At 63.4% G+C, this 25,031-nt stretch carries 25 protein-coding genes and 1 pseudogene; 22 read left to right on the forward strand and 4 right to left on the reverse strand.

Features of this window, described 5'->3' with window-relative positions:
• The first annotated feature begins 26 nt into the window (after window positions 1-26).
• The 11 genes from BDD18_RS13600 (at window position 27) to nudB (ending at window position 10,529) form a co-directional block, all read left to right on the forward strand.
• Window positions 27-440: a gamma-butyrobetaine hydroxylase family protein gene (locus BDD18_RS13600; protein ID WP_066692671.1), complete on the forward strand. Its 414-nt coding sequence runs from the start codon at window positions 27-29 to the stop codon at window positions 438-440.
• A 177-nt stretch (window positions 441-617) separates the two neighbouring features.
• The gene (gene ubiE, locus BDD18_RS13605; RefSeq protein ID WP_044399366.1) at window positions 618-1,349 is read left to right on the forward strand and encodes a bifunctional demethylmenaquinone methyltransferase/2-methoxy-6-polyprenyl-1,4-benzoquinol methylase UbiE; all 732 of its coding nucleotides are present in this window, start codon (window positions 618-620) and stop codon (window positions 1,347-1,349) included.
• A 47-nt stretch (window positions 1,350-1,396) separates the two neighbouring features.
• Entirely contained in the window at window positions 1,397-2,401 is a 1,005-nt protein-coding gene (locus tag BDD18_RS13610) for a Tim44 domain-containing protein (RefSeq protein WP_142083727.1), read from the forward strand.
• Between the two features lie 41 nt (window positions 2,402-2,442).
• Entirely contained in the window at window positions 2,443-3,018 is a 576-nt protein-coding gene (locus BDD18_RS13615) for a hypothetical protein (RefSeq protein ID WP_066699164.1), read from the forward strand.
• On the forward strand, window positions 3,015-4,580 hold the full coding sequence (gene ubiB / locus BDD18_RS13620) for a ubiquinone biosynthesis regulatory protein kinase UbiB (protein WP_066699153.1): 1,566 nt from the start codon (window positions 3,015-3,017) through the stop codon (window positions 4,578-4,580). The genes BDD18_RS13615 and ubiB overlap by 4 nt, the downstream gene beginning before the upstream one ends.
• A gap of 145 nt (window positions 4,581-4,725) precedes the next feature.
• On the forward strand, window positions 4,726-6,177 hold the full coding sequence (locus BDD18_RS13625; RefSeq protein ID WP_142083729.1) for a high affinity choline transporter 1: 1,452 nt from the start codon (window positions 4,726-4,728) through the stop codon (window positions 6,175-6,177).
• 91 nt (window positions 6,178-6,268) lie between these two features.
• Complete coding sequence (locus BDD18_RS13630; protein ID WP_044399352.1) at window positions 6,269-6,574, forward strand: FmdB family zinc ribbon protein; 306 nt, start codon at window positions 6,269-6,271, stop codon at window positions 6,572-6,574.
• Window positions 6,575-6,583: 9 nt separating this feature from the next.
• The gene (locus tag BDD18_RS13635; protein WP_066788079.1) at window positions 6,584-7,204 is read left to right on the forward strand and encodes a DUF502 domain-containing protein; all 621 of its coding nucleotides are present in this window, start codon (window positions 6,584-6,586) and stop codon (window positions 7,202-7,204) included.
• A 45-nt stretch (window positions 7,205-7,249) separates the two neighbouring features.
• Window positions 7,250-9,064: an aspartate--tRNA ligase gene (gene aspS, locus BDD18_RS13640; RefSeq protein ID WP_044399346.1), complete on the forward strand. Its 1,815-nt coding sequence runs from the start codon at window positions 7,250-7,252 to the stop codon at window positions 9,062-9,064.
• Window positions 9,065-9,176: 112 nt separating this feature from the next.
• Window positions 9,177-10,001 carry a CsgG/HfaB family protein gene (locus BDD18_RS13645; protein ID WP_142083731.1) on the forward strand — a complete coding sequence of 275 codons (825 nt, stop codon included), beginning with the start codon at window positions 9,177-9,179 and terminating at the stop codon, window positions 9,999-10,001.
• Between the two features lie 48 nt (window positions 10,002-10,049).
• The gene (nudB, locus tag BDD18_RS13650; protein ID WP_142083733.1) at window positions 10,050-10,529 is read left to right on the forward strand and encodes a dihydroneopterin triphosphate diphosphatase; all 480 of its coding nucleotides are present in this window, start codon (window positions 10,050-10,052) and stop codon (window positions 10,527-10,529) included.
• A 43-nt stretch (window positions 10,530-10,572) separates the two neighbouring features.
• On the opposite strand, the gene BDD18_RS13655 is transcribed toward nudB, so the two are convergent.
• Window positions 10,573-12,357, reverse strand: a complete 1,785-nt coding sequence (locus BDD18_RS13655) for a tetratricopeptide repeat protein (protein ID WP_142083735.1) — start codon at window positions 12,355-12,357, stop codon at window positions 10,573-10,575.
• A gap of 123 nt (window positions 12,358-12,480) precedes the next feature.
• Here BDD18_RS13655 and BDD18_RS13660 point away from each other — a divergent pair, with 123 nt between their 5' ends.
• From BDD18_RS13660 to BDD18_RS13705, 9 genes are all read left to right on the forward strand, one after another.
• On the forward strand, window positions 12,481-13,218 hold the full coding sequence (locus BDD18_RS13660; protein ID WP_142083737.1) for an endonuclease/exonuclease/phosphatase family protein: 738 nt from the start codon (window positions 12,481-12,483) through the stop codon (window positions 13,216-13,218).
• A 38-nt stretch (window positions 13,219-13,256) separates the two neighbouring features.
• Window positions 13,257-14,486 carry a cardiolipin synthase ClsB gene (gene clsB / locus BDD18_RS13665; protein ID WP_142083738.1) on the forward strand — a complete coding sequence of 410 codons (1,230 nt, stop codon included), beginning with the start codon at window positions 13,257-13,259 and terminating at the stop codon, window positions 14,484-14,486.
• Between the two features lie 116 nt (window positions 14,487-14,602).
• Window positions 14,603-15,331, forward strand: coding sequence for a GTP cyclohydrolase I (folE, locus tag BDD18_RS13670; RefSeq protein WP_142083740.1), 729 nt, complete (start codon window positions 14,603-14,605; stop codon window positions 15,329-15,331).
• Window positions 15,332-15,333: 2 nt separating this feature from the next.
• Window positions 15,334-15,756, forward strand: a complete 423-nt coding sequence (locus BDD18_RS13675; protein ID WP_066692185.1) for a BLUF domain-containing protein — start codon at window positions 15,334-15,336, stop codon at window positions 15,754-15,756.
• Between the two features lie 245 nt (window positions 15,757-16,001).
• Window positions 16,002-16,883 (forward strand): DMT family transporter, encoded by an 882-nt coding sequence (locus BDD18_RS13685; RefSeq protein ID WP_142083742.1) that lies wholly within the window; start codon window positions 16,002-16,004, stop codon window positions 16,881-16,883.
• 8 nt (window positions 16,884-16,891) lie between these two features.
• Window positions 16,892-17,758, forward strand: coding sequence for a DUF429 domain-containing protein (locus BDD18_RS13690; protein ID WP_420837321.1), 867 nt, complete (start codon window positions 16,892-16,894; stop codon window positions 17,756-17,758).
• Window positions 17,755-18,033 carry a hypothetical protein gene (locus tag BDD18_RS13695; protein ID WP_338071820.1) on the forward strand — a complete coding sequence of 93 codons (279 nt, stop codon included), beginning with the start codon at window positions 17,755-17,757 and terminating at the stop codon, window positions 18,031-18,033. The genes BDD18_RS13690 and BDD18_RS13695 overlap by 4 nt, the downstream gene beginning before the upstream one ends.
• Window positions 18,034-18,247: 214 nt before the next feature.
• On the forward strand, window positions 18,248-18,895 hold the full coding sequence (locus tag BDD18_RS13700) for a LysE family translocator (protein WP_142083746.1): 648 nt from the start codon (window positions 18,248-18,250) through the stop codon (window positions 18,893-18,895).
• 97 nt (window positions 18,896-18,992) lie between these two features.
• On the forward strand, window positions 18,993-19,664 hold the full coding sequence (locus tag BDD18_RS13705; RefSeq protein ID WP_142083748.1) for a histidine phosphatase family protein: 672 nt from the start codon (window positions 18,993-18,995) through the stop codon (window positions 19,662-19,664).
• A gap of 6 nt (window positions 19,665-19,670) precedes the next feature.
• Here BDD18_RS13705 and BDD18_RS13710 read toward each other — a convergent pair whose 3' ends face one another.
• A complete protein-coding gene (locus tag BDD18_RS13710) occupies window positions 19,671-20,357 on the reverse strand; it encodes an MOSC domain-containing protein (RefSeq protein ID WP_142083750.1) in 687 nt (228 codons plus the stop codon).
• A 319-nt stretch (window positions 20,358-20,676) separates the two neighbouring features.
• On the opposite strand from BDD18_RS13710, the gene tnpA reads away from it, so the two are divergent.
• Complete coding sequence (gene tnpA, locus BDD18_RS13715) at window positions 20,677-21,108, forward strand: IS200/IS605 family transposase (protein WP_026437438.1); 432 nt, start codon at window positions 20,677-20,679, stop codon at window positions 21,106-21,108.
• 201 nt (window positions 21,109-21,309) lie between these two features.
• On the opposite strand, the gene BDD18_RS13720 is transcribed toward tnpA, so the two are convergent.
• Both BDD18_RS13720 and BDD18_RS13725 read right to left on the reverse strand, forming a co-directional pair.
• The gene (locus tag BDD18_RS13720; RefSeq protein WP_142083752.1) at window positions 21,310-22,662 is read right to left on the reverse strand and encodes a tetratricopeptide repeat protein; all 1,353 of its coding nucleotides are present in this window, start codon (window positions 22,660-22,662) and stop codon (window positions 21,310-21,312) included.
• A 26-nt stretch (window positions 22,663-22,688) separates the two neighbouring features.
• On the reverse strand, window positions 22,689-23,297 hold the full coding sequence (locus BDD18_RS13725) for a hypothetical protein (RefSeq protein ID WP_142083753.1): 609 nt from the start codon (window positions 23,295-23,297) through the stop codon (window positions 22,689-22,691).
• A 390-nt stretch (window positions 23,298-23,687) separates the two neighbouring features.
• On the opposite strand from BDD18_RS13725, the pseudogene BDD18_RS13730 reads away from it, so the two are divergent.
• Window positions 23,688-25,022, forward strand: a pseudogene (locus BDD18_RS13730) (YdgA family protein); the annotation flags it as partial.
• Window positions 25,023-25,031: the final 9 nt, after the last annotated feature.

A 25,031-nucleotide genomic window follows, 5' to 3' on the forward strand; every position in this document is an offset into this window, starting at 1 on the left:
TTTTAAATTTTTGAACAGGTGAACGCATGGCAGGTTTGAAATCGGGCGCACCCGCGCCCACCGCACTGACGGTGCACGAGGCTTCCCGCGTGCTGGAGGTGGCTTTTTCGGACGGCGCTTCTTTCCGCATTCCGTTCGAGCTGATGCGCGTGTACTCGCCGTCTGCCGAAGTGCAGGGCCACGGCCCGGGGCAGGAAGTGCTGCAAACCGGCAAGCGCGACGTCACGCTGGTCAACCTGGAGCCCGTGGGCAACTACGCGGTCAAGCCGACTTTTTCGGATGGGCACGACAGCGGCATCTTCAGCTGGGATTACCTCTACGAGCTGGGTCAGCAGCAGGATGCGTTGTGGAAGCAATACGCCGAGCGCCTGGCCGCAGCGGGGGTGGACCGTGACGCACCGATGGCCGCCAAGGGTGGGCATGCCTGCGGCAGCCATTGATGGCTGGGCCGCGTGCTGGATGACGATGTGCACAATCGGTTGCTATTGAAAAGATAGCTGCCTGCGCTTGTATATCAAGCGCTAGAACCCATTTTTATATCAATTTTGCGACGGATGCCCCAGATGAGCACGGGGTTGTCGCTGTACGGCAGGTGCGCAGGCGCCTAGCATGACCCTATGAGCACCACCCATTTTGGATTCCAGTCGGTAGACGAAAAAGAAAAAGCACAGCGCGTACGCGGCGTGTTTGACTCGGTCGCGTCCAAGTACGACGTGATGAACGACCTGATGTCCGGCGGCCTGCACCGCGCCTGGAAGGCCTACACCGTGATGGTGGCCAACCTGCGCGAAGGCAGCCAGGTGCTGGACATTGCAGGCGGCACGGGCGACCTTTCTCTGGCATTTGCCAAAAAGGTGGGCACCACCGGGCGCGTGGTGCACACCGATATCAACGAAGCCATGCTGCGCACGGGGCGCAACCGGCTCATTGATGCTGGCGTGATCTTGCCCACCCTGGTGTGCGACGCCGAACAGTTGCCTTTTCCCGACGCGCATTTCGATGTGGTGAGCGTGGCGTTTGGTTTGCGCAACATGACGCACAAGGACCGCGCGCTGACCGAAATGTGCCGTGTGCTCAAACCCGGCGGCAAACTGCTGGTGCTGGAATTCTCCAAAGTGGCCAAGCCGCTGGAGAAGGTTTACGACTGGTATTCCTTCAAAATCCTGCCCCAGCTGGGCAAGATGGTGGCGGGCGATGACGCCAGCTACCGTTACCTGGCAGAGTCCATTCGGATGCACCCCGGTCAGGAAGAACTCAAATCCCTCATGCAACAAAGCGGCTTTGGGCATGTGGACTATCACAACATGACTGGCGGAGTAGTGGCTTTGCATGTTGGAATCAAGTGCTGAGAGCAATGATTGCGCTCAACGCTGACGAATGACACAACGGAGATGACATGATGAAACTATGGTCTGTGGTTTTGGTCGCGCTGATGGCGGTGGTCCATGTGGACGCTGAAGCCAAGCGCATGGGTGGCGGTAAATCCGTTGGGCAGCAATCGAGCAACGTTACCCAGCGCGAATCCGCCGGAGGTGCTCCTTCGCAAGGTGGCGCCGCCACGAACAGCGCAGCCGCTGCCAAACCGGCAACGCCTGCTGCCGCTCCCGCCGCTGCTGCGCCCAAGCGCCCCTGGGGTGCCATGCTGGGTGGCTTGGCCGCTGGCCTGGGCCTGGCCTGGCTGGCCAGCTCGCTGGGCCTGGGCGCCGAGTTCGCTCAGTTCCTGTTGATTGCTCTGGTGGCCTTGGCCGTGGTGGCGGTCATCGGCATGGTGATGCGCGCTCGCCGCTCTGGCGCTGCCAACCAGTCGGGCGCTTCGCCTTTCGCCTTCCAGGGCGCTGGTGCTTCCAACCCTGCGGCAGCGCAGGCGCCTCACACCTATCGCCCTGAAAACGTCGGCAACGACGCATCGGCCCGTCCTTGGGAGCGCAGCAGTATGGCGTTTGACGCTTCGCGCCAAGCCCAGGGTTCGGGCGTGGTGATCGGTTCTGGCCTGGCAGGCTCGCAAAACTGGGGCATTCCAGCAGGCTTCGACGCCGAGGGCTTCGTGTCTGCCGCCAAGCGCAACTTCGTGACCTTGCAGGCCGCCTGGGATCGCTCGGACATCGCCACGCTGCGTTCCATGATGACCGACGGCATGCTCGAAGAAATCCGTGCACAGCTGGCCGAACGGGAGTCCCAACGGGGCGCTGAGCCCAACCACACCGACGTGGTGATGATCGAGGCGCAGCTGCTGGGCATTGAAGAGATGGACGATCGCTACATGGCCAGCGTGGAGTTCTCCGGCATGATCCGCGAAGAACTGTCTGCAGGCCCCAGCCCCTTCCGCGAGGTGTGGAACATGACCAAGAGCAAGTCGGGTAACGGCGGTTGGCTGGTGGCAGGCGTGCAAGCCTTGCAGTAAATACCGAAGGGCTTTCCCAGTTCAGGGAATAATCGGGGACTATGGCAACACAGTCCCCTTTTTCATTTCTGGACAGCATTTTTGATCGCGTCACCTCTGGGCCGCAGCCGCCTCAATGGCTTGTCCATGAAGTGCACCAGCGCGCCGTGCTGTTCATCAACCATGTCTTGATGCAAGAGCCCGAGGCCATGGAGCGCATGCGCCGCCAAAAAGGCCGCGTTGCCCTGGTGCAATGGCGCGCCTATTCGATGGCGCTGCTGGTGACTCCTGCGGGCCTGTTCAACGTGGCGCCCGAAGGCGTTTCGCCCGACTTGCGCCTGGAGGTGACCGAGCTGTCGCCCCTGGCCCTGGCGCAGAGTGCCTTGCGTGGTGACAAGCCCGCCATTCGCATCGAGGGCGATGTGCAGTTGGCGGCAGAGATCAACTGGCTGGTAGACCATGTCCGCTGGGATGTGGAAGAAGATCTGGCCCGCTTGATGGGTGACGCACCTGCGCACCAGGTGGCCCAGGTGGCCCGCCGCGCAGCGCAGGCCCTGCGGCAGTTTGTGGGCGCGCGCATGCCCACCGGCAGCGTGGTTCCTGCGCCTGTGACCAGCACGGAGCGGACGGCGGCATGAAGCGCTTTTTGCGCGGCTGCACCATTCTGTGGGTGGTGTTCCGATATGGGCTGGATGCCCTGGTGCTGGACAGCTTTCAAAAGCCCTGGTTGCGCACGTTCTCTCGCATCCTGTCCGTCGGGCGCAATCTGGACGCCCCGCGGGGCCAGCGCTTGCGCGAGGCGCTGGAGCAGTTGGGCCCGATCTTCGTGAAGTTTGGCCAGGTGCTGTCCACGCGTCGCGACCTGTTGCCGCCCGACATCGCCAACGAACTGGCGCTTCTGCAAGACCGCGTACCGCCTTTCGACCCTGGTGTGGCCATTGCCACCATCGAGCGCGCCTTTCAGAAGCCGGTGGATTCGGTATTTCTGTCGTTTGAGCGCACGCCGGTCGCCAGTGCATCCATTGCCCAGGTGCACTTCGCCACCCTGCTCGACAGGGACGGTGTGGAGCGTGAAGTCGCAGTGAAGGTCTTGCGGCCGGGCATGCTGCCCGTGATTGAAAAAGACCTGAGCCTCATGCGCATGATGGCCGGTTGGGTGGAGAGCCTGTCGGCCGACGGCAAGCGTCTCAAGCCCCGTGAGGTGGTGGCCGAGTTTGACAATTACCTGCACGATGAACTGGACCTGATCCGCGAAGCATCGAATGCTGCGCAGCTGCGCCGCAACATGGATGGCCTCGATCTGGTGCTCATTCCCGAGATTTTTTGGGACTTTTGCCGCCCCGAGGTGATGGTCATGCAGCGCATGACCGGCGTGCCGATCAGCCAGGTTGAGCGTCTGAAGGATGCTGGCGTAGACATCCCCAAGTTGGCCCGTGATGGCGTCACCATATTCTTCACCCAGGTGTTTCGCGATGGTTTTTTCCATGCCGATATGCATCCGGGCAACATCCAGGTCAGCCTGGAGCCTGAAACCTTCGGGCGCTACATCTCACTGGACTTCGGTATCGTGGGCACCCTCACCGAGTCTGACAAAGAGTATCTGGCGCAGAACTTCGTGGCGTTTTTCCGCCGCGATTACAAGCGGGTGGCCGAGTTGCACATCGAAAGCGGCTGGGTGCCGCCTGAAACCCGCGTCAACGACCTGGAGTCGGCTATCCGTGCGGTGTGCGAGCCGTACTTTGATCGTCCACTCAAAGAAATCTCTCTGGGCATGGTGCTGATGCGCCTATTCCAGACCTCCAGGCGCTTCAATGTCGAGATCCAGCCCCAACTGGTGTTGCTGCAAAAAACCCTGCTCAACATCGAAGGCCTGGGCCGCGAGCTGGATCCGGACCTGGACCTGTGGAGCACAGCCAAGCCCTTCCTCGAAAAATGGATGCTGGAGCAGATGGGCCCGCAGCGCTTTTGGCGTGAGTTGCGCGCCGAGGCGCCACATTACGCCAAGCTGCTGCCAGAGCTGCCGCGCCTGCTCTATGACGCGCTGCGTCAGCGGCCTGCGGACCAGCAACATCTGATCAAGGACCTGCTGGAAACCCAGAAGCGCACCAATCGGTTGCTGCAGTCCATCCTTTACGGCGGTGCTGGGTTTGTGCTGGGCTTGCTGGCCATGCAGCTATTCATACGGATCCGGGTTTTCTGAGGCGCGAAACTTGCCCTCATAATCCGCACCGACTTTTGTCACACATTTGAAAAGGGGGTTGAGCCCCTTGCTTTCCCTGGTGCAGTAGCGCGGCTCGCTGCGCGCCCTGTTTTTTCGCAACCCCCTTGGAGCTCCGGAGCAGCCCATGCTGTTGTCATTCATTGTTCTGTATCTGCTGGCCTCGATTGGTGTGGGGCTTTACGCCGCAACCCGCGTGCACAACACGGCGGACTATGCAGTGGCTGGGCGCAGTCTGCCCCTGGCTGTGGTGATTGCCACCACGTTTGCGACCTGGTTCGGTTCAGAGACGGTGCTTGGGGTCTCTGCCCGCTTCATTGATGGAAATCTTGGCGCCGTGGTTGAGGATCCCTTCGGGGCGTCGATGTGCCTGGTGCTGGTCGGCCTTTTCTTTGCCTACAAGCTCTACCAGAAGAACCTGATCACGCTGGGCGATTACTACCGCCAGCGCTATGGGCGGGTGATTGAGGTGTCCTGTTCGGCCATCATCATGTTCAGCTACCTGGGCTGGGTGGCTGCCCAGATCACGGCCCTGGGCCTGGTGTTCAATCTGCTCACCCAAGGGGCTGTATCGGTCACCATGGGCATGGTCATTGGCACGCTGGTGGTGCTGATTTACACCTTGTACGGCGGCATGTGGTCTGTGGCCATGACCGATTTCGTGCAGATGATCGTGATTGGCGTGGGCTTGCTGGCGATTGCCTGGTTTGCTGCCGACCTGGCAGGCGGTGCAGGCAAGGTGGTGGAATACGCCGCACGCGAGGGCAAGTTCCAGTTCTTCCCCAGCGGCGGAGTCAAAGAATGGACGTTCTTTATCGCTGCCGCTATCACGATGATGCTGGGCTCTATTCCCCAGCAGGACGTTTTTCAGCGTGTAATGTCTTCCAACAGCCCTGCCACAGCGCGCAAGGGCCCTGTCATCGGCGGTGTGCTGTACCTGCTGTTTGCCTTCATTCCCATGTTTGTCGTGACGGCCGCCGTGCTGGTGATGCCAGAAACTGCTCAGACTCTGCTCAAGGAAGATCCGCAGAAAGTGCTCCCGACCTTGGTGATGGAGCACATGCCGATCATGTTGCAGGTGGCTTTCTTTGGTGCGCTGCTCTCGGCCATCATGTCCACGGCCTCTGCCACCTTGCTGGCGCCCTCCACGACGTTTGTCGAGAACATCCTGCACAACCTGCGTCCCGGCATGACAGACCAGCAGACCCTCAAGGCCATGCGAATCTCTGTGCTGGTGTTCACGGCCTGCGTGCTGACCTACGCCATCACCATGCAGGGCACCTCGATCTATGAACTGGTGTCTGGCGCCTACCAGGTGCCGTTGGTGGGTGCGTTTGTGCCTCTGGTGTTTGGCTTGTACTGGAAACGTGCCACCACCCAGGGCGCATTGCTCGCGGTGACCATGGGCTTGGGAGTCTGGTTGCTGTTTGTGGCCAGCCCCATGCTCTCGGAGGCCTTCCCGCAGCAACTCGCTGGGGTGCTGGCTGCACTGGTGGGTATGCTGGGCGGCTCGCTGGCGCCACAGTGGATTGACGATCACAAGGGCCACGTTACTCACTACGAAGGCAGCGCCTGTTAACTACCCCGTCTCTGCGCTCATGGCGCAGGGGTTGATAGGTGGATGGGCCGCCTATAATTGAGGGCTTTGCACTTTCCCTCAACACACTGACATGCCTATTTACGCCTACAAATGCGGCACCTGCGGCCATGCCAAGGATGTGCTGCAAAAAATCTCCGACGCCCCGCTCACCACATGCCCCGCCTGCGGTGCAGAGGCTTTCTCCAAGCAGGTGACTGCGGCGGGCTTCCAGCTCAAGGGTTCCGGCTGGTACGTCACCGATTTCCGTGGCGGCAGCGGGGGTAGCTCCGCTCCAGCCACCGAAGCCAAGTCTGAATCTGCTGCGCCTGCCGCTGCACCGGCTGCGGCCCCCGCGCCAGCAGCCCCCAGCAGCACGCCATCGTCTTCTTCTACCTGACAGGCTGTAATGTCCGCTTTGCGCAAATGGCTGTTCACGGGTTTGCTGGTCATCGTGCCCGGCGTCATCACCGCCTGGGTGTTGAACTGGATTGTGAGCACGCTGGACCAGACCTTGCAAATCCTGCCGGGCGCATGGCACCCCGACAAGTTGCTGGGTATCCATATCCCCGGCTTCGGGGTGCTTCTCACCCTGCTCATCTTGCTGGTGGTGGGCGCCGTGGCCAGCAATTTTGCGGGTCGCAAGCTGGTGCAGTGGGGCGATGCCCTGGTACACCGCATCCCTGTGGTGCGTTCCATCTACTCCAGCGTCAAGCAGGTTTCCGATACCTTGTTTTCTGAAAGCGGCAACGCTTTCCGTACCGCGGTGCTGGTGCAGTGGCCGCGTGAGGGGGTCTGGACTGTGGCGTTCGTCACCGGGGCCCCGAACGGCGAAATTGCCGCGTATCTGCGGGATGAGTTTGTGAGCGTGTACGTGCCAACGACGCCCAACCCCACGGGCGGGTATTTTGTGATGGTGCGCAAAAGCGATTGCGTCGAGCTCGACATGAGCGTGGACGCGGCGCTGAAATACATCGTCTCGATGGGGGTGGTGGCTCCTGCCGACCCGACCCAGTTACCTCTCAAGTAATTTTCTTTTCATTCATTGCGCCACAGCGGCGCCGGAAGTAATGCCATGGCCATGCGCTCTCACTATTGCGGTCTTGTGACCGAAGCCCTGATGGGCCAAACCGTGACCCTGTCGGGTTGGGTGAATCGCCGCCGTGACCACGGCGGTGTGATCTTCATCGACCTGCGTGACCGCGAAGGCTACGTGCAGGTGGTGTGCGACCCTGATCGCGCCGAGATGTTCAAGACCGCCGAAGGCGTGCGCAACGAGTTCTGCGTGCAGGTCAAGGGCCTGGTGCGTGCCCGCCCTGAGGGCACCACCAACGACAGCCTCAAGAGCGGCAAGATCGAAGTGCTGTGCCACGAGCTGAATGTGCTCAACCCCTCGGTTACGCCTCCCTTCCAGATGGATGACGACAACCTGTCGGAAACCACACGCCTGACCCATCGCGTGATGGACCTGCGCCGCCCGCACATGCAGCGCAACATGATGCTGCGCTACAAGACGGCCATCCAGGTGCGCAACTTCCTGGACAAGGAAGGCTTCATCGACATCGAAACCCCCATGCTGGGCAAGAGCACGCCCGAAGGCGCGCGTGACTACCTGGTGCCCAGCCGCGTGCATGACGGCCAGTTCTTCGCGCTGCCCCAGTCGCCCCAGCTCTACAAGCAGATGCTGATGGTGGCTGGCTACGACCGCTACTACCAGATCACCAAGTGCTTCCGCGACGAAGACCTGCGCGCTGACCGCCAGCCCGAGTTCACGCAGATCGACTGCGAAACCTCGTTCCTGGACGAAGAAGAAATCCGCGCCATCTTCCAGCGCATGATCACCGAGGTGTTCCAGACCCAACTGGGTGTGGACCTGGGTGAGTTCCCGATCATGACGTATCAGGAAGCCGCTCACCGTTTTGGCTCCGACAAGCCTGATCTGCGCGTGAAGCTCGAATTCACCGAGCTGACCGATGTGATGAAGGACGTGGACTTCAAGGTGTTCTCTGGCGCCGCGAACATGAAGGGTGGCCGCGTGGTGGCCCTGCGCGTGCCCGGTGGCTCTGCCGAAAACGGCGGCATCAGCCGTGGCGAGATCGATGCCTACACCGAGTTCGTCAAGATCTACGGTGCCAAGGGTCTGGCTTACATCCGTGTCAATGAACTGGCCAAGGGCCGTGACGGCTTGCAGTCGCCCATCGTGAAGAACATTCACGACGCTGCGCTGGCCGAAGTGCTCAAGCGCTCTGGCGCGCAGGATGGCGACTTGCTGTTCTTCGGTGCCGACAAGGAGAAGATCGTCAACGACGCCATCGGTGCACTGCGCATCAAGATCGGCCATAGCGAATTCGGCAAGAAGAATGGCCTGTTCGAAAACCGTTGGGCTCCCCTGTGGGTGGTGGACTTCCCCATGTTCGAGCACGATGAGGAAGAAGACCGCTGGACGGCTGTGCACCACCCTTTCACCAGCCCCAAGGATGGCCACGAGGACCTCATGGACACCGACCCAGGCAAGTGCCTTGCCAAGGCCTACGACATGGTGCTCAACGGCTGGGAGCTGGGCGGCGGCTCGGTGCGTATCCACCGTGCTGATGTGCAAAGCAAGGTGTTCACAGCACTCAAGATCACGCCTGAAGACGCGCAGGCCAAGTTTGGCTACCTGCTCGACGCCCTGCAGTACGGCGCGCCTCCACACGGTGGGCTGGCCTTTGGCTTGGACCGCCTCATCACGCTGATGACAGGTGCCGAATCGATCCGCGACGTGATCGCCTTCCCCAAGACCCAGCGTGCCCAGGACCTGTTGACCCAGGCCCCCTCGCCAGTGGACGAGAAGCAACTGCGCGAGCTGCACATTCGTTTGCGCAACCCAGACGCTGTCAAAGCCAACTGATCGGGCGCAAAGTACCCCCTGTTGCATGATGTAGCAGGAGCCAAAGCGGCACAGACTTCAGGTCTGGGCCGCTTTTTTGTTGGAGCGTTCAAAAGAATACAGGGAGTAAAAAATGAAGAATTCTGTGTATGGCACACCCCCAAGACTGAGTGCTGTGGCTTTGCTGGTGGCGGCCTTGGTGGTAGCGGGTTGCGGTGAGAAAAAGACCGAGTTGGGGGAAGGTGGCTCGGTCGTCTCCGGCTCTGCCGGCCCTGCCGGGGCGCAAGGTGCCGATAAATCCCTCACCCGGTGCGACGCTCCGGTGGCCACGCTGGCGCTGGCAGAGAACCCGAACGGCTATACCGTCTCCAGCGCCTACCACCTGCCTGCGTCTCCAGTGCCGCTGATTCGACTGATAGCCCAGCAAAGCGGTTGTTTTCGGGTGGTAGACCGATCTGCTGGGTTGCGTGCCACCGTCCGAGAGCAAGAACTCAAGGAGGCCGGGGTGCTGCGGCAGAAATCTACGGTGGCCAAGGGGCAGGGTTATGAGGCGCAGTACACCCTGGTGCCCAGCCTCACCTTCAGCGAGCAAGATGCCGGGCGCAGCATTGCGGGGGTGATTGCGATGATTCCTGTACTGCGTGACATCGCGGGGCTGATTGGCTTGGCGGAGCAGGTCAAGCTCAAGGAGGCGCAAACCGCGCTGCTGTTGACCGACAATGAAACCACCGAGCAGGTGGCGGCCGCTACCGGCTCGGCACGCACCACCGACCTGGGCGCTGCTGGCGCATTGTTTGGGCGCCTGGGCGGTGGAGCGGGTGCGGGCTGGAGCAATACCAACGAGGGTAAAGTGATTGCCGCGGCCTTTCTTGATGCCCACAACAAGCTGGTAGCCCAGGTGCGCATGTTGCAGGCGAAGGGGCTTCCACCGCCCGTGGCCACTCAACGTCGGCCCTGAGGCGGGGCCTCCTTCTTTCTTCACGTGGGAGCGATGGCGCGGTTACACATGGTTCACAAGCCTTACAAGATTCCGGAGTCGGTGCTGGTGGTCATCCACACGCCCGCGCTGGAGGTGTTGTTGATCCAGCGTGCGGACACGGCGCAGGGGGTGGAGCATTGGCAATCGGTCACGGGTAGCAAAGACCACTGGGGTGAGCCGTGGGACGTCACGGCTGCCCGTGAGGTGCAGGAAGAAACCGGAATTGATGTGCAGGCGCCCGGTTGCAGGCTCACGGATTGGGGGCTGGAGAACCATTACGACATCTGGCCACAGTGGCGCCACCGCTATGCGCCTGACGTGTCGCGCAACCGCGAGCGGGTGTTTGGCTTGCGCGTCCCTGCTGCGGTGCCTGTGGTGCTCAATCCACGCGAACACGTGCGCTTTCAGTGGCTGCCTTGGCTCGATGCTGCCGACCTGTGTTTTTCTGCTTCCAATGCCGAAGCCTGCCTCTGGTTGCCGCGTTTGTCGGTGGTGGATGTAGGCTAACTTCTCTGGCTACAACCAGCGATTCCTTGTAGGAACCGCTGTGTCAGTTGGGGCGCAGACGAAGTTTGTCGAGGGGATCTGCCGGGTCGGGTGGCGGCTGTTTGCTGTCTGCGCCCGAGGTCTGCACTGTGCCAGCGCGCTCGGCGCGCAAACGTTGCTGGGCGGCGATGTCGCTGTCGGCAGAGCGGGCGCGGGTTCGAATAACAACTCCGCCGGGGTGCCGTTCACTGTCTTGCCCCAGGACGGCCTTGGTGGGCGCCGCGCCGCACCGCTCGCGCAGCGCGTCAATTTCCTGCTGAAGGGCTTCTTGCTCTTCAATGCGGTCGCGGTGGCGCAGCAGCACTTGCTGCGACAAGTCCACCAGCTTCGTGTTCAGCGTTTGTGCGCCATAGCGTAGCAAGCTGCGCACGGCGCCGGTTGCGTCGCCCGAGAGGCTGCGCGCCATGGCTTTTTCGGCCGTTTTGTTGATTTCCAGCAGGCATTCCCGGATGGACTCTGAATACGGCGGGAACATGTTGCACGCGTTGGCCATCAGCTCACACAGCCCGCGCGTGTTGGCGTAGCGCATGCCCAGCGACCTGATCCATACCGCGCCTTCGCTCAAATCAATCGACGTTGTGGTCAGCACGGCCAGCAGGCTGCCAAGGTTGCAGGCCGCCTCAAAATCAAAGCTGCTGGCATTGATCTCGTTGGCCATGGTTTTGACCGCTTCCACCGCCTGTGAAATCTGCCGCTGCTGGATGAGCTGCAGCGTACGCGATACCTCCACAAAGCGCAGGATGCGGGGGCTGTCGGTGTTTTCGTGGCGCTCCAGCAGCCGCGCAAAGTCGGCCATGCAGCGCTCAATGCCCTTGCGATCGTTATCGGCAAAGTACGCGAAAGTGAGCAGCACCAGCGACTGGCAGTCAAACAGCTTGGAGTCCAGCCCCAGCATCGCGGCGCGCGACAAGACACGGGTGGCGGTGGCCCGCTCTCCCATGTAATACGACATCATCCCCAGCTTTTGCAGGCGCACCACTGAGTCGGGCGTGAGTTCGCTGGCGGTGCGGTAGGTCTCGATGGCTTCCGCAAACTGCCCCAGCTCCACCTGCGCGCGGCCCAGCACATCGTAGGCGTCGGCAAACGAGGCGTCTTCACCCAGCAGGCCCTGCAGGGTGGTGATGGCCCGCGCTGCCTGGCCGGATTCGATCTGCGCACGCGCCACGCCCAGCTTGGCCCAGGGCAGGGCGCGTGCGGCGATCACGGCTTCAAACAGCGTGCGTGCCTGCGCGTGGCGGCCCAGCCGCAGCAGCAGTTCGGTGCCAATGCGTGCGGCGTAAAGCCAGTAGGGCTGGCGTGCTTCAAAGCGCTCGGTGCACAGGGCTGCGGCCGTTTCAAAGTCCTCCTGCTCAATGGCATCGAAGATCGGCTTGAGGTGGACTTTTCGCAGCCGGGCCAGGCTCAGCCGCTCGAACAGTGTGCTGGGGGTGAAGGGCTTGAGCAAATAGCCGTCCAGCGCCGACTCGGCGGCTTCCGCCACTGCGGCATACGAGGACTCGGCGGTGACCATGAAAAACACGGTGGAAAAGGGCAGCAGCTGCGCGCGGCGAAGGTCGTCCAGCAGGGTTTGGCCAGAGTGGTTGGACTCGGTGAAATACTGCTCGCACAGCACGTAGTCGAACACCGTGTGCTCCAGCCGGCTGCGGGCGTCGCGCACCCTGCTGCACTGAACCACCTTGGTCACCCCGTATTCACGCAGTTGTGCCACCAAAATGCTGCGTGAGGTGGCGTTGCTGTCAATGACCAACGCCTGGACTTCTTGTGGTTCCGAATCTTTGCCTGTGGCCATTGACGGCTGCGGTGTCCTGTAGGCACACCAATGTGGGGTGAATTCGCGCTAGTGTAGGCCCATTGGGGCCCTGCGGCGGATGCGGGAAAGCCCGTTGTCCCGGGTTGCGACACAATCGGTGGCATGGAGCACACCGATATTTTGCGCGTCGCCACATACAACATCCACAAGGGTGTGCAGGGCCTGGGCCCTGCGCGCAGGCTGGAGATCCATAACCTAGGCCTGGCCGTGGAGCAGCTGGACGCTGACCTGGTCTGCCTGCAAGAGGTGCGCAAGCTGCACCGGCGCGAACAGCGCTACTTTCACCATTGGCCTGAACTGCCCCAGGCCGACTTTCTGGCCCCGGAGGGCTACGAAGCCGTCTACCGCACCAATGCCATCACCAAGCATGGTGAACATGGCAATGCGCTGCTGACCCGCTGGCCGGTGGTGGGGCACCAGCACGAAGACATCTCGGACCACCGTTTCGAGCAGCGCGGCCTGCTGCATGTGCAGGTGCAGGTGCAAAACCGCCTGGTGCACGCCATCGTGGTGCATCTGGGCTTGATCCCGGGCAGCCGGGTGCGGCAGGTGCAGCGCCTGCACCAATTCATCGAGCGTGAGGTGCCCCCAGGCGAGCCCGTGGTGGTGGCCGGAGATTTCAACGACTGGGGCCCTCAGCTCAAGCGCATTCTGGGGGGCTATGGGCTGTTGGAATTTGAGGCGCCCAGGGCCTACACCTACCCGGCCCGGTTGCCGCTGGCGCAGCTGGACCATGTGTACGCGCGGGGGCTCACGCCTGTGAGCCTGCATGTGCCGCGCGGGCGCATCTGGTGGCGCATGTCCGACCATTTGCCGCTGATTGCCGAATTCCGGCTCTGATGTGTGCGCGTTGATCCCCTGGGGCGATTTGCAAGGCCATGAGTCCCACGCCTGAGTTTGCGCATGACCACGATGTGCGCCTGTACCAGGGCGCACAGGAGCTGTTCCCGGCGCTGGTCGAAGCCATGGATGCAGCCCTGTCTGACATTCAATTTGAAACCTACATCTTCGACTTCACCGGCGCGGGCAGCAGCGTGGGTGAAGCGCTGGCCCGTGCGGCGCAGCGCGGCGTGCGCACGCATCTGGTGGTGGACGGTGTAGGCACCGGTCGCCTGCCTGCCCTCTGGGCTGCCCGCTTCACTGCGGCCGGTGTGCAGTGGCGGGTGTACTCCCCCCTGGGCCGACTGGGCCTGCTGCTGCCCAGCCGCTGGCGGCGCCTGCACCGCAAGCTGTGCGTGGTGGACGGGCGGGTGCTGTTTTGCGGCGGCATCAACGTGCTCGATGATTTTCACGACCCCAACCACGGCGCGCTGGACGCCCCGCGCTTTGACTTTGCGGTGCGTGCCACCGGCAGCCTGGTGGTTCAGGCCAGCGATGCCATGGAGCAACTGTGGTGGCGCATGCAGGCCGTGCGCGATGTGCGCAAGCGCCGCCTGCCCGAAGCCCTGCAGGCGCTGCGCACCGCCAGCGCCCAGCGCCATGCCGAGCAGCAAATCGGTCAGCTGCGCGGCAGCGGTGCCAAAGTGCGCGCAGCCCTGGTGCTGCGCGACAACGTTCGCAACCGCGCCCGTATTGAAAAGACCTACCTGCGTGCGATTGGCTCCGCGCGGCACGAGGTCATCATCGCCAACGCCTACTTCGTGCCGGGCCGCAAGCTGCGCAAGGCCTTGCTGATGGCGGCCCGCCGGGGCGTGCGGGTGCGCCTGCTGCTGCAGGGGCGTTACGAATACTTCATGCAGTACCACGCAGCGCGCCCCGTGTATGGGCCGCTGCTGGAGGCGGGGGTGGAGATCCACGAATACGCGCCGAGCTTTTTGCACGCCAAAGTGGCAGTGGTGGATGCGCTGGGCGATCGGCCCTGGGCCACGGTGGGCTCGTCCAACCTGGATCCCTTGAGCCTGCTGCTGGCCCGCGAAGCCAACGTGGTGGTGGAAGACACGGCCTTTGCCCGCGACCTGCGCCAGCGCCTGGTGCACGCAATGCAGCACGCCGGCCACCGCATGGACCCCGCCCGCTACGCCGGTCGCCCCCTGCGCCAGCGCGTGCTCGACCGGCTGGCCTTTGGCTTGATGCGGTTGGCCCTGTGGCTCACCGGCCACCGGTACTGATCGGTCCAAAAACCCTGTTGCTATTGATTTGATAGCTGCTGGCGCTTGTTGGTAAAGCGCTAGAGGCCTAAAACCCTTGCAACGCCTGCCCATCCGTTCGCTGTTACGATCTGCCCATGTCCAGTCAACCCGCCGCCGTTATGACGACCACCTTGCCGGATGAAGAAGGCACCCCCGTTTCCGTGAAGATCCGCGAGCGGATCAACGCCGCACGCAAACGCTTTAACGCCAACGACAACATCGCTGAATTCATCGAGCCCGGCGAGCTGGAAAAGCTGCTGGACGAGGTGGAAGAGAAGATGCAGGGCGTGCTCGACAGCATGGTGATCGACACCGCTGGCGACCACAACACCAACAACACCGCGCGCCGCGTGGCCAAGATGTACCTGGGCGAGGTGTTCCGCGGCCGCTACGTGGCGCAGCCGCCCATCACCGAATTTCCGAACGCCGAGCACCTCAACGAGCTGATGATCGTCGGCCCGCTCACCGTGCGCAGCGCCTGCAGCCACCACTTCTGCCCTGTGATCGGCAAGATCTGGATCGGCGTGATGCCCAACGAGCACACGAACGTGATCGGCCTGTCCAAGTACGCCCGCCTGGTGGACTGGATCATGGGCCGCCCGCAGATCCAGGAAGAAGCCGTGGTGCAACTGGCCGACCTCATCATGGAAAAGACCCAGCCCGATGGCCTGGCCATCGTGATGGAGGCTAGCCACTTCTGCATGTCCTGGCGCGGCGTGCGCGACATGGACAGCAAGATGATCAACTCGGTCATGCGTGGCGTGTTCCTCAAGGACAGCGCCCTGCGCCGCGAATTCCTCTCCCTCATCCCTGGAAAGAACTGAACATGTTGGTACGCCTGCTTTACGCCAGCCGCGCGGTAGACACCTCGGCCCAGGCCATCGAAGCCATCCTCACGCAGTCTCGCCAGCACAACCCCGGCTCGGGCATCACCGGCGTGCTCTGCTATGGCGGCGGCGTGTTCCTGCAAGCCATTGAAGGCGGCCGCTCTGCGGTGAGCGAGCTGTACGGCCACATCCAGCGCGACCCACGCCACAAGAATGTGGAGCTGCTGCACTACGAAGAAATTGCCGAGCGCCGCTTTGGTGGCTGGACCATGGGGCAGGTCAATCTCTCCAAGATCAACCACTCCATCTTGCTCAAATACTCTGAAAAGCCCGAGCTGGACCCGTACACCGTGTCGGGCAAGGTGTCGTTTGCGTTGCTCGAAGAGCTGATGGCCACGGCCTCCATCATCGGAAGGGCATAGAGATCACCCCCCTGAGGCGCTGCGCGCCTTCCCCCCGCTCTCGCACCGCTGCGCGGTGCGGGCAGGGGGACGCCACCAGTGCGGCGGGGCGGCCCTTGCACGGTGGCCTCCGGCTTGGGCCGCGCCAGTGGCGTATGCCTTGAGCGGCATGCAGCCCCTCAATCGTTAGGTCCTTTCACGCTACACCGAGCCGCAGCCCACAGGCGCTGCGGCTTTTTGCATTCAAGCTGCGCTTTTTTCCACCCGTGAGTCTCAACGCCTTCGCCCTCATCATCCTCGCCGGGCTCATCCATGCCTGCTGGAACATCGCTGCCAAAAAGGCGGGGGGCGACTCGCGGTTTGCGTTTTTTACCTCGGTGCTCATGATGTTCTTCTGGGCACCGCTGGGCTGGTGGCTGGGGCGCGATGCCGTGCCGCTGTGGGGCGCGGTGGAGTGGGGCTTTGTGGTGGCCAGCGGCGTGCTGCATGTGGTGTATTACGTCATCTTGCTGCGTGGCTACCGCAAGGCAGACCTCACGGTGGTGTACCCGCTGGCGCGGGGCTCGGGGCCGCTGTTGTCGTCGCTGGTGGCCATCACGCTGTTGGGTGAGCAGATTTCAGCGCTGGGGGCTTTGGGCATTGCTGGTGTGGTGGGCGGGGTGTTTCTGATTGCCGGTGGCCCCGGGCTGCTGCGCGCCGCGCACGACCCTGCCGCGCGCCAGCGGGTGCACAAGGGCATCGCCTACGGGCTGCTCACGGGGGCGTTCATCGCCAGCTACACGGTGGTGGATGGCTATGCCGTCAAGGTGCTGCTGATGTCGCCCATCCTCATCGACTACATGGGCAACTTCGTGCGCGTGGGCCTGCTGGCCCCCGTGGTGCTGCGCGACTTGCCCACGGCCCGCACGCTGTGGCTGGCGCAGTGGCGCTTTGCTTTGCTGGTGGCTGTGGTCAGCCCGGTGGCCTATGTGCTGGTGCTGTATGCCATGCAGCAGGCACCCCTGTCGCACGTGGCCCCGGCGCGTGAGGTGTCCATGCTGTTTGCCGCGCTAATCGGCGGGCACTTGCTGGGCGAGGGCGACCGGCTGGCGCGCGTGTGCGGGGCGGTGTGCATTGCCGCAGGCGTCACGGCGCTGGCCTTAGGATGAGCGCTGCCATGTCTTCCGCCGTTGTTTTTGATTTGATCGGCTGCGACTTCTCCAGCAGCCCCAGCCGCCGCAAACCCATCGTGCTGGCACTGGGCCGCCGCGATGGTGCGCGCGTGCAATTGCTGGGGTTGGAGCGCATCGAGACCTTGCCTGCTTTGGCCCAGTGGCTGGCCCAGCCCCAGCCCTGGGTGGGCGGGTTTGACTTGCCCTTTGGCCTGCCGCGCGAACTGGTCACCACGCTGGGCTGGCCCACCGATTGGCGTGCTTGCATGCAGCACTACCGCAGCCTCACGCGCGAGCAGATCCGCGAGGCCTTTGCAGGGTTTTGCGATGCCCGCCCCGTGGGCGGCAAGTTTGCCCACCGCGCTACAGACGGCCCCGCGGGTTCCAGCCCCTCGATGAAATGGGTGAACCCGCCCGTGGCCTACATGCTGCACGCCGGCCTTCCGCTGTTGCTGGATGCCGGCGTTTACCTGCCGGGCCTGATGCCGCCCGGCACAGGCGATGCACAGCGTGTGGCGCTGGAGGCCTACCCCGGCCTGCTGGCGCGCGAGGTGCTGCGGCGGCGCAGCTACAAAAGCGATGACCGCGCCAAGCAGACGCCTGATCGCCTCATTGCCCGCAAGGACCTGGTGAACGCGCTGGAACTGGGCCAGACCCGGCTTGGCCTGCGCCTCAAACTCAGCCATGCCCAGCGTGATGCGCTGGTTCAGGACGCCAGCGGCGACAGCCTGGACGCCGTGCTGTGCCTGCTGCAAGCCGCGTGGGCACAGCAGCAGCACGATCAAGGCGATGCTTTGTACGGCCTGCCACCGCGGCTGGATGCGCTGGAAGGCTGGATCGTGACCGCGCCCTGGGGCGCATCCGGCGCATGAAGCCCATCAAACCCCTCGGCTGCCGTGCAGCCCGTTCTGGGGGCCGCACCCGCCGCTCGCCCGCTGCCTTGCTCGTATTGGCCGCGTGGTTACTTTGGCTGGCGCTACCCTTGCACGCCGCCCCAGCACCTTGGTATTACTGGCGCAGCAAGGTCGATGGGGCACGGGTGTGCGCCCAGACCTCGCCCGGCCCCGGCTGGGAGCGCGACAGCCCGCCTTACGAGGGGCCTGGCTGCCAGCCGCGCACCAAGGTCATCGTGGTGCGCATGCGCTGAGAGCGCCTAACACCACCCCCCTGGCGTTGTCGTCCCGTCTTGTCGCACTACGCGTACTGCCTGCGACGGAACACTTGGCCAGGGCCAGCTTCGCTGGGGCGTGTTAGTCGCTCAACCCCTCCGCCGCCTCCCGCGTTGGCCCGTAGCCGCATGGCACCGCACACCCGGCACAATGGTTGTCTGTTTGTGTCACCTGCCTTTGCCAACTTTCGCCATGCCTTCTGCCGATACCCTGATTGCCTTTTTGGGCGTGTCCATCCTGCTGGGCCTCACTCCCGGGCCCGACAACATTTTTGTGCTGCTGCAGTCGGCCCAGCGTGGCTGGCGCGCCGGCATGGCCGTGGTGGTGGGTCTGTGCTGCGGGCTGGTGGTGCACACGGGCGCGGTGGCGCTGGGTCTGGCTGCGGTGTTTGCGGCGTCGGCCGTGGCGTTCACCGTGCTCAAGCTGCTGGGGGCGGCCTACCTGGCGTACCTGGCGTGGCAGGCCTTGCGGGCACCGTTGTCGTCTGCCGGGCCTGATGCTGGCGCGCAGGGCACTGCGCCCACAGCCGCACCCAGCCTGTGGCGCATGGTGGGGCGCGGCATGGCGATGAACCTCAGCAACCCCAAGGTGCTGGTGTTCTTCCTGGCCTTCCTGCCCCAGTTTGCTGACCCCGCGCGCGGTGCCATGGGCGGCCAGCTCATGGTGCTGGGCTTGGTGTTCATCGTGGCCACCTTGCTGGTGTTTGGGGCCATCGCCTGTTTTTCGGGCGTGTTCGGGTCTTTGCTGCTGCGCTCGCCGCGCGCGCAGCAGTGGCTCAACCGGGTGGCGGGGGTGGTGTTCCTGGGGCTGGCCGTGCGTCTGGCCACATCGCAACGCTGATGGTCTCTTTTGCTATGAAAAGCATAGCTTCTGGCGCTTTTTCCAATTGCGCTAGAGCCGTTTTTTTCTTGTAATAAGCGCACTGCACCATTCCACCATGACCGAACTCATCCTCATCCGCCATGGCGAGACCGACTGGAACCGCGAGCTGCGCTTTCAAGGCCAGGTGGATGTGACGCTGAACGCCACGGGCCGGGAGCAAGCCCGCCGCGTGGCGCAGCGGTTGCTGGCTGAGCGGTTCGGTGTGGAGCACCTGGTGTGCAGCGACCTGCTGCGCACGCGGCAGACGGCCGAGCCTGCGGCGCAGGCGCTGCTGCCCCACCTGTCGCTGGACGCCGTGGGAGACCCCGGGCTGCGCGAGCAAAACTTTGGCATTGTGGACGGGCTGCGTGTGCAAGACGTGAAAACCGATTACGCCGAGGCCTGGGAGCGCTGGGTGCGCTTTGAAGCCGACTACGGCATGCCCGGTGGCGAAACCACCCGCCAGTTCCACACCCGCGTGATGGACGCCGTGCAGCGCATTGCGCAGCAGTACGCGGGCAAGACGGTGCTGGTGGTCACGCACGGCGGCGTGCTCGACATGGTGTGGCGCACCGCCCAGGGCCTGGGGCTGGACGGGCCCCGCCAAAGCGATATTCCCAACGCAGGCCTGAACCGCGTGCGCGTGCAGGGCGGCGCTATCGAAGTGCTGCACTGGGCCGACACGCGCCACCTGCAGGACTTGCCCGCACAGCCGGTGTACGACCAGACCAAGCTGGTGGTGCGTTAGCCCTGTCTACCCCTGCAGGCGCGCAGACCAATCTTCGGCCTGCCCCTGATCGCGCCGCCGGGTGAACAGCTTGTGCCAGGAAGGCGGCAGCGGTAGCGCCAGCACTTCGTTGAGCACGGCGGGGTGGCATTCGCGGTCGCGGATCAGGGCCAGCAGGCGCTGCACCGTCCAGCCGGGGTGGGGCCGCTCCAGCAGTTTCAGTGCGTCCCCTGCCTGCACCACGCCGTCTTGTAGCGTGCGGCAGTACCAGCCCGCGCGCAGCGTGTTTTGCACGCGTGCCGACATGTCGGGCACGCCAAAGCGCAGGTTCAGCTTCCAGCAGGGCTGGCGGCCCTGGGTGACTTCCAGCACCGCGCTCCCTGCGCGCCAGTGGTCGCCAATGCAAACGCCCGCTTCGTCCAGCCCCGCCACCGCCAGGTTCTCGCCAAACGCGCCTGGCGCTTGCAGCACCGGGGCAGCGCCCAGTTCTGCGCGCCATGCTGCGTAATGTGCCCAGGCGTACAGGTGCACCGCCTTGTCGGGCCCGCCGTGCACGCGCAGGTCGGCCTGTGCATCCCCCTGCAGCCCCAGCGGGCCGATGGCCACTGGGCCAGCCACCGGCTGCTTGGCAATCGCGCTGGTTTTGCCAGTCGCGCCCAGCGGGGCCACGGTGCCGGTGAGCACTTGCAGGATATGGGGGGAGGCGGAGGTCATGCAGCGTCCAATGTCATCAGGGTTCTGTGGCAAGTATCGGCGGTGCCTGCGTCACGCTCGGGCCCGGCACCAACATTGCTGTGGAGTCGGTGTTGGGCCAGTGGGCGTCTGAAGTAATTTTGCTATTGAATCAATAGCTGGTGGCGTTTATCCCATAAGCGCCAGGTGCCAAAATCAGGCTCTTCTAGCGAATGCTAGCTACCAAAAGGAGGCCCCCCGGCTCTGCCGGGGAGGCAGTAGAAGTTTGACTTTTCAGGAGGTTGTCCACCGTAGAGACTTTCAATCGTGAGCCGCCAAGCAAACGAAAGGAAGAAACACGATGGACAAGTATGAAAGTTTGAGTCACACGGCCTGGGATTGCAAATATCACGTGGTCTTCATCCCCAAGTGTCGAAGGCGAACGCTGTACAAGCAGCTACGCGAACACCTGGGTGAGGTATTCAGAAAGTTGGCCGCGCAAAAGGAATGCAGGGTTGAAGAGGGGCATCTGATGCCCGATCACGTGCACATGATGCTGTCGATCCCACCGAAGTACTCGGTGTCGCAGGTGGTGGGCTTTATCAAAGGCAAGAGCGCAATCCACCTTGCGCGGGTGTACGGAGAGCGAAAGCGCAACTTCGTGGGTCAGCACTTCTGGGCGCGAGGGTACTTCGTCTCGACGGTGGGACGCGACGAAGCGGTGATACGGGAGTACATCCGAAACCAGGAGAAGGAAGACGAGAGGTTGGACCAACTCGGTCTATGGAGGTGAGTAGCCACCGATAGGTGGCCCCAAGAATGAGGGGCCGCGTTAGCGACCCCTTACAGCCGCTTTGAGCGGCTCACATCCCGAATGCCCCCGGCTTTGCCGGGGGATGGTTACTGATGCACTCGATAAATGTCGTACGTCGAAATCGTCGTTTACAGACGTGCGGCGATTTCCATCACTACTATTCGCTAGAAGAGCCCAAAATCATTCAAAATCTGGAGGCGTGGGGTCAGGCAAGCCCAGCGCCTGGTTCACCCGCCGCACCTGCCTTGCCAGGCGTGCGGATTGCGGTTGCGCGTTGCACAGCGGCTGCAGCAGGTTCTGCCCCGCGGCCCACTGGCCGTTGCGCTGCAGCGCGTCCAGCCTGATCTGGTGAAACAAATCCCGCTGCGCGTGGCTACCGCCAATCTCCACCAGCCGGGGCAGGGCCACGCCCAGCTGCTCCACGGCAGTAGCCCAGTCGCCCTGCGCATGGGCCAGCAGGCCGTGGGCGGTGGGCACACATACTTGCTGCCACACAGTGCGTTCGTGCGCCTCGGTGCGGGTGGCGGCGTGGGTGGTGGTGTTATCAAGCAGCGCGCGTGCTGCCACTGTGCGCCCGGCGCGGGCCAGGCCGTAGAGGTATTGCAGGTCTAAAAAGGGCAGTACATGGTCTGCCAGGCGCAGGGCCAGGTGGTCGGCCACCTCGGCCCAGCGCGGCCCCACATCCACGCCCGCCAGCTCCAGCCGGGCCAGGAGCGAGATGGCGTTGATCTGGTCTTGCGTGTACTCCTTGACCACGCCCCAGACCTGCTGGTCGTACAGCGCCAGCACCTCGGCGTGGCGGTCCTGCTCCAGCAAAAACAGCGCCTGGTGCCACCAGTTGTGGGTGACCATGAAGGAGTTCAGCCCCGTCCAGGTGTCGCTCACGCTAGCCATGAAGTCGATGCCTTCCGCAATACGGCCCTGGGTCAGCATGACGTGGGCCAGTGCGTGGTGGGCCCACGGCTCTTTGCGGCACCGGTGGATGGCGTGGCGGGCGGCGGCTTCGGCTTCTTTGAGCCGGTGGCATTGTTCCCAGCCAAAGGCCAGCATGCCGTGCAGGTAGGGCACATCGGCAGCGGCGTGCTGCGCTTGCAGGGCCAGCCGCAGCATGGCGGGCGAGTCGCCGCGGTTGAAGCAGTGGTATTGCCCCAGCTTGAGCGAGGCCAGGTCGCGCGGGTGCAGGCGGGCCTGTTCTTCGTGCAGGGCGATGGCGCGGGGCAGGTCGCCATCGACCCACGCGGCCACAGCAGCCACAAAGCGCTGCTCGCGTTCGCTGGCCTGGTGCGCGTGGGCCCGGGCTTGTTCGATGAAGGGCCGGGCGTTGCGGGGTGCGTCGGCCGATTCGGCAAACATGTGCAGCGCCGCACAATAGGCATGCACCAGCGGGCTGGCATCGGCCTGTGCTTGCAGCACATTCACGGCCCGGGCTTCGCAGGCGATGAAGCCCTCCACAAAGTCGTTGATGGCCGCGAGGCTGCTTTCATCCCGCAGCGTGACGGGGTTGCCCAGGCTGTCGGTGAGGGGTGCGGTCATGTTGCAACCGGTAGGGCCTTGCAGCCTTAGTGGCCCTGGATCAGCGCCAAGTAGGCCTTGCGCGTGGGCTCGGACACCGAGTTGACCAGCTGTTCGTGCGGCGTCTGGTGGCGGGCCATCATGCGGGCGGAGGCGATGGTCTTGGACTTGCAGTACCAGTGGCAGGTGTGCTGCATCAGGAACAGTTCGGCCGTCATCATGTAGGCCCGGTCTTTGGCGCTGAGGTGGCCGGTGTTCTGCATCACATGGGTGATGCCTTTGGCATGGATGGCCAGCGCCTTGCGCATGTCAAACGTGGCGGCAGGAAACAGCTTGTCGGCAAAGGGCAGGGCGATGGGCAGGCGGCTCACGCGTGCATCTTCGTCGCTTACTTTGGCAAAGTCGGCGGCAAAGCGGTTGAATTGTTCGCAGAGCTGCTGCTCGGTGGTGCTCAGCAGGGCCCACACCTGGTCGCGCCGCTCCGGGGTGTTTTCGCCAAGCGCGCGCAGGTAGCCCTCGGTCAGCGCTTCCATGAGCTTTTCGATTTGGTATTGGCTCAGGTGCATCCCCAGAATGGCGATGCGCTTGCGTTGCTCTTTGGCATTGAGCATGTAGGTGCCAGAGGCGATGAGGATCGCCATGAGAAGAAGGTCCATGGGGTGGCTGGATGGGTGAAAGGGGGAGACAAGTCGCCCGGCCATGCCGGGCTGCAGGCCCAAAGATAGCGGATATTGCCACCGAGTCAACGCAAGCCGTTTCAAAGAAGCCCCAGCGCGTTAAGTGGGGCTCTGCCCATGGGGCTGCGCTGCGCGGCCGGATTTTGGCAGCGCAATGCCTACAAATGCACATCTGCTTGCACAAGTTTGCAGGGGCAGAGGTGTGGGAATGGGAGGCGCTGGTATTCTCCCGCGCACCATCCGAGGGGGGTGGGGTTAACTACATCAAGCAATCCAATGAATAAGAAAACAGCTTTGGGCGCCGCTGTGGCGCTGGCAGTGGTGGCCTATGGGGGAGCCACCTGGTACCTGTGACAACGGGCACAGGCCAGTTACCAGGAAGCCCTGGAGGAAGTGCGCAAGGTGCTGGGCGCCGAGACCGTGGTGTCTCAGGACTATCAAAAGGGATTTTTCACATCGCAGGCCAAGGTGGTTTTGCAGTGGACGCCGCCTGCCTCGGCCGATGCCAGCGAGCCAGCACCCCAGCCTTTGCGCGTGGTGGTGAACAGCGCGGTACGCCACGGCCCCCTGGCGGGTGGCGCGCTGGCCGCCGCCGTGGTGGAGTCGCGCTTTGCGCTGGAAGGCCTGGACGCAAAGGCGGGCACCCTGCTGGCCAAGGCGCAGGCCCCCACGCTGACCACCGTGCACGGCCTCACGGGCAGCCACAACATGAAGCTGATAGTGCCTGCGGGCGAGCTGGGTGACGAAGAAGTGACGATGCGCTGGCAGGAGATGAAGACCGAGTTCTCCGTCAGCGGTGACCGCACGCAGGTCAAAGGCAACTTCCAGTGGCCTGAGCTGGCCTTCTCGGGCGTGAAGAAGGCGTCGGACGAGGAAGAAGCACAGGACGAAGCACCCAGCCGCTTCGCCATGTCGTTCAAGGGCATGAACGGCGATTTCGAGAGCCAGATCATCGACGACCTGTGGATGATGGCGCCCGGCAAGGGGTCTATCCGTTTTGCGCAGATTGATGCCAGCAACACCCCCCAGGGCGGCACGGCCAGCACCCTGCTGGCCCTCAAGGATTTGCTGGGCACCACCACCATCGAGCGCAGCGGCAAGTTGTTGAGCATGGCGTCCTCGCTCAAGGGCAAGGGCCTGGTGGGGCCGGTGGATTTTGAATCGATCGGCTTTGAAGAAAAGTTCCAGCGCATTGATGCCGACGTGGTCAAGACCCTGCAGGTGGCGATGGTGGAGAGCTACCGCAAAGACGGCCTCAAGGCCATGGCGAGCGAAGAAGACAGCGGCAAGTTGTTCGGCCTGCTGGCGGACAACGCCCAGCGCCTGGCGGCTGCGCTGCCCGCGTATTCCATGAAGTTTGTGGCCACGCTGGGCGGGCAGCAGGGCGAGGTGTCCTACGGCGGCGAAATCACCCGTGCTCCTTCCGCAGAAGAAGTGACCCAGGCCGGCTGGGGACCGGTGCTGCTCAAGAACGCGACCTTCCATGCCGACGTGCGCCTGCCCAAGGCCTGGCTGCCCCAGCTGGCCAAGGCCGCAGGCCAGGAGGAGTTCAAGAGCGAAGACGTGGACGGCATGATCGGCATGGCCCAGGCGGCAGGCTATGTGCGCCAGGAGGGCGACAACCTGACCAGCTCACTGAAGATGGAAGGCGGCCAGGCCAAGCTCAACGGCCGCGTGATGGACTTGCCCAACTTCATGCGCTGATCTGACGCG

The sequence above is a fragment of the Acidovorax temperans genome (assembly GCF_006716905.1).
Lineage (GTDB): Bacteria > Pseudomonadota > Gammaproteobacteria > Burkholderiales > Burkholderiaceae_C > Acidovorax > Acidovorax temperans.

Coding starts and splice junctions, on each gene's coding strand:
- BDD18_RS13600 (WP_066692671.1), top strand. CDS start 27: ATGGCAGGTTTGAAATCGGGCGCACCCGCGCCCACCGCACTGACGGTG.
- ubiE (WP_044399366.1), top strand. CDS start 618: ATGAGCACCACCCATTTTGGATTCCAGTCGGTAGACGAAAAAGAAAAA.
- BDD18_RS13610 (WP_142083727.1), top strand. CDS start 1,397: ATGATGAAACTATGGTCTGTGGTTTTGGTCGCGCTGATGGCGGTGGTC.
- BDD18_RS13615 (WP_066699164.1), top strand. CDS start 2,443: ATGGCAACACAGTCCCCTTTTTCATTTCTGGACAGCATTTTTGATCGC.
- ubiB (WP_066699153.1), top strand. CDS start 3,015: ATGAAGCGCTTTTTGCGCGGCTGCACCATTCTGTGGGTGGTGTTCCGA.
- BDD18_RS13625 (WP_142083729.1), top strand. CDS start 4,726: ATGCTGTTGTCATTCATTGTTCTGTATCTGCTGGCCTCGATTGGTGTG.
- BDD18_RS13630 (WP_044399352.1), top strand. CDS start 6,269: ATGCCTATTTACGCCTACAAATGCGGCACCTGCGGCCATGCCAAGGAT.
- BDD18_RS13635 (WP_066788079.1), top strand. CDS start 6,584: ATGTCCGCTTTGCGCAAATGGCTGTTCACGGGTTTGCTGGTCATCGTG.
- aspS (WP_044399346.1), top strand. CDS start 7,250: ATGGCCATGCGCTCTCACTATTGCGGTCTTGTGACCGAAGCCCTGATG.
- BDD18_RS13645 (WP_142083731.1), top strand. CDS start 9,177: ATGAAGAATTCTGTGTATGGCACACCCCCAAGACTGAGTGCTGTGGCT.
- nudB (WP_142083733.1), top strand. CDS start 10,050: ATGGTTCACAAGCCTTACAAGATTCCGGAGTCGGTGCTGGTGGTCATC.
- BDD18_RS13655 (WP_142083735.1), bottom strand. CDS start 12,357: ATGGCCACAGGCAAAGATTCGGAACCACAAGAAGTCCAGGCGTTGGTC.
- BDD18_RS13660 (WP_142083737.1), top strand. CDS start 12,481: ATGGAGCACACCGATATTTTGCGCGTCGCCACATACAACATCCACAAG.
- clsB (WP_142083738.1), top strand. CDS start 13,257: ATGAGTCCCACGCCTGAGTTTGCGCATGACCACGATGTGCGCCTGTAC.
- folE (WP_142083740.1), top strand. CDS start 14,603: ATGTCCAGTCAACCCGCCGCCGTTATGACGACCACCTTGCCGGATGAA.
- BDD18_RS13675 (WP_066692185.1), top strand. CDS start 15,334: ATGTTGGTACGCCTGCTTTACGCCAGCCGCGCGGTAGACACCTCGGCC.
- BDD18_RS13690 (WP_420837321.1), top strand. CDS start 16,892: ATGTCTTCCGCCGTTGTTTTTGATTTGATCGGCTGCGACTTCTCCAGC.
- BDD18_RS13695 (WP_338071820.1), top strand. CDS start 17,755: ATGAAGCCCATCAAACCCCTCGGCTGCCGTGCAGCCCGTTCTGGGGGC.
- BDD18_RS13700 (WP_142083746.1), top strand. CDS start 18,248: ATGCCTTCTGCCGATACCCTGATTGCCTTTTTGGGCGTGTCCATCCTG.
- BDD18_RS13705 (WP_142083748.1), top strand. CDS start 18,993: ATGACCGAACTCATCCTCATCCGCCATGGCGAGACCGACTGGAACCGC.
- BDD18_RS13710 (WP_142083750.1), bottom strand. CDS start 20,357: ATGACCTCCGCCTCCCCCCATATCCTGCAAGTGCTCACCGGCACCGTG.
- tnpA (WP_026437438.1), top strand. CDS start 20,677: ATGGACAAGTATGAAAGTTTGAGTCACACGGCCTGGGATTGCAAATAT.
- BDD18_RS13720 (WP_142083752.1), bottom strand. CDS start 22,662: ATGACCGCACCCCTCACCGACAGCCTGGGCAACCCCGTCACGCTGCGG.
- BDD18_RS13725 (WP_142083753.1), bottom strand. CDS start 23,297: ATGGACCTTCTTCTCATGGCGATCCTCATCGCCTCTGGCACCTACATG.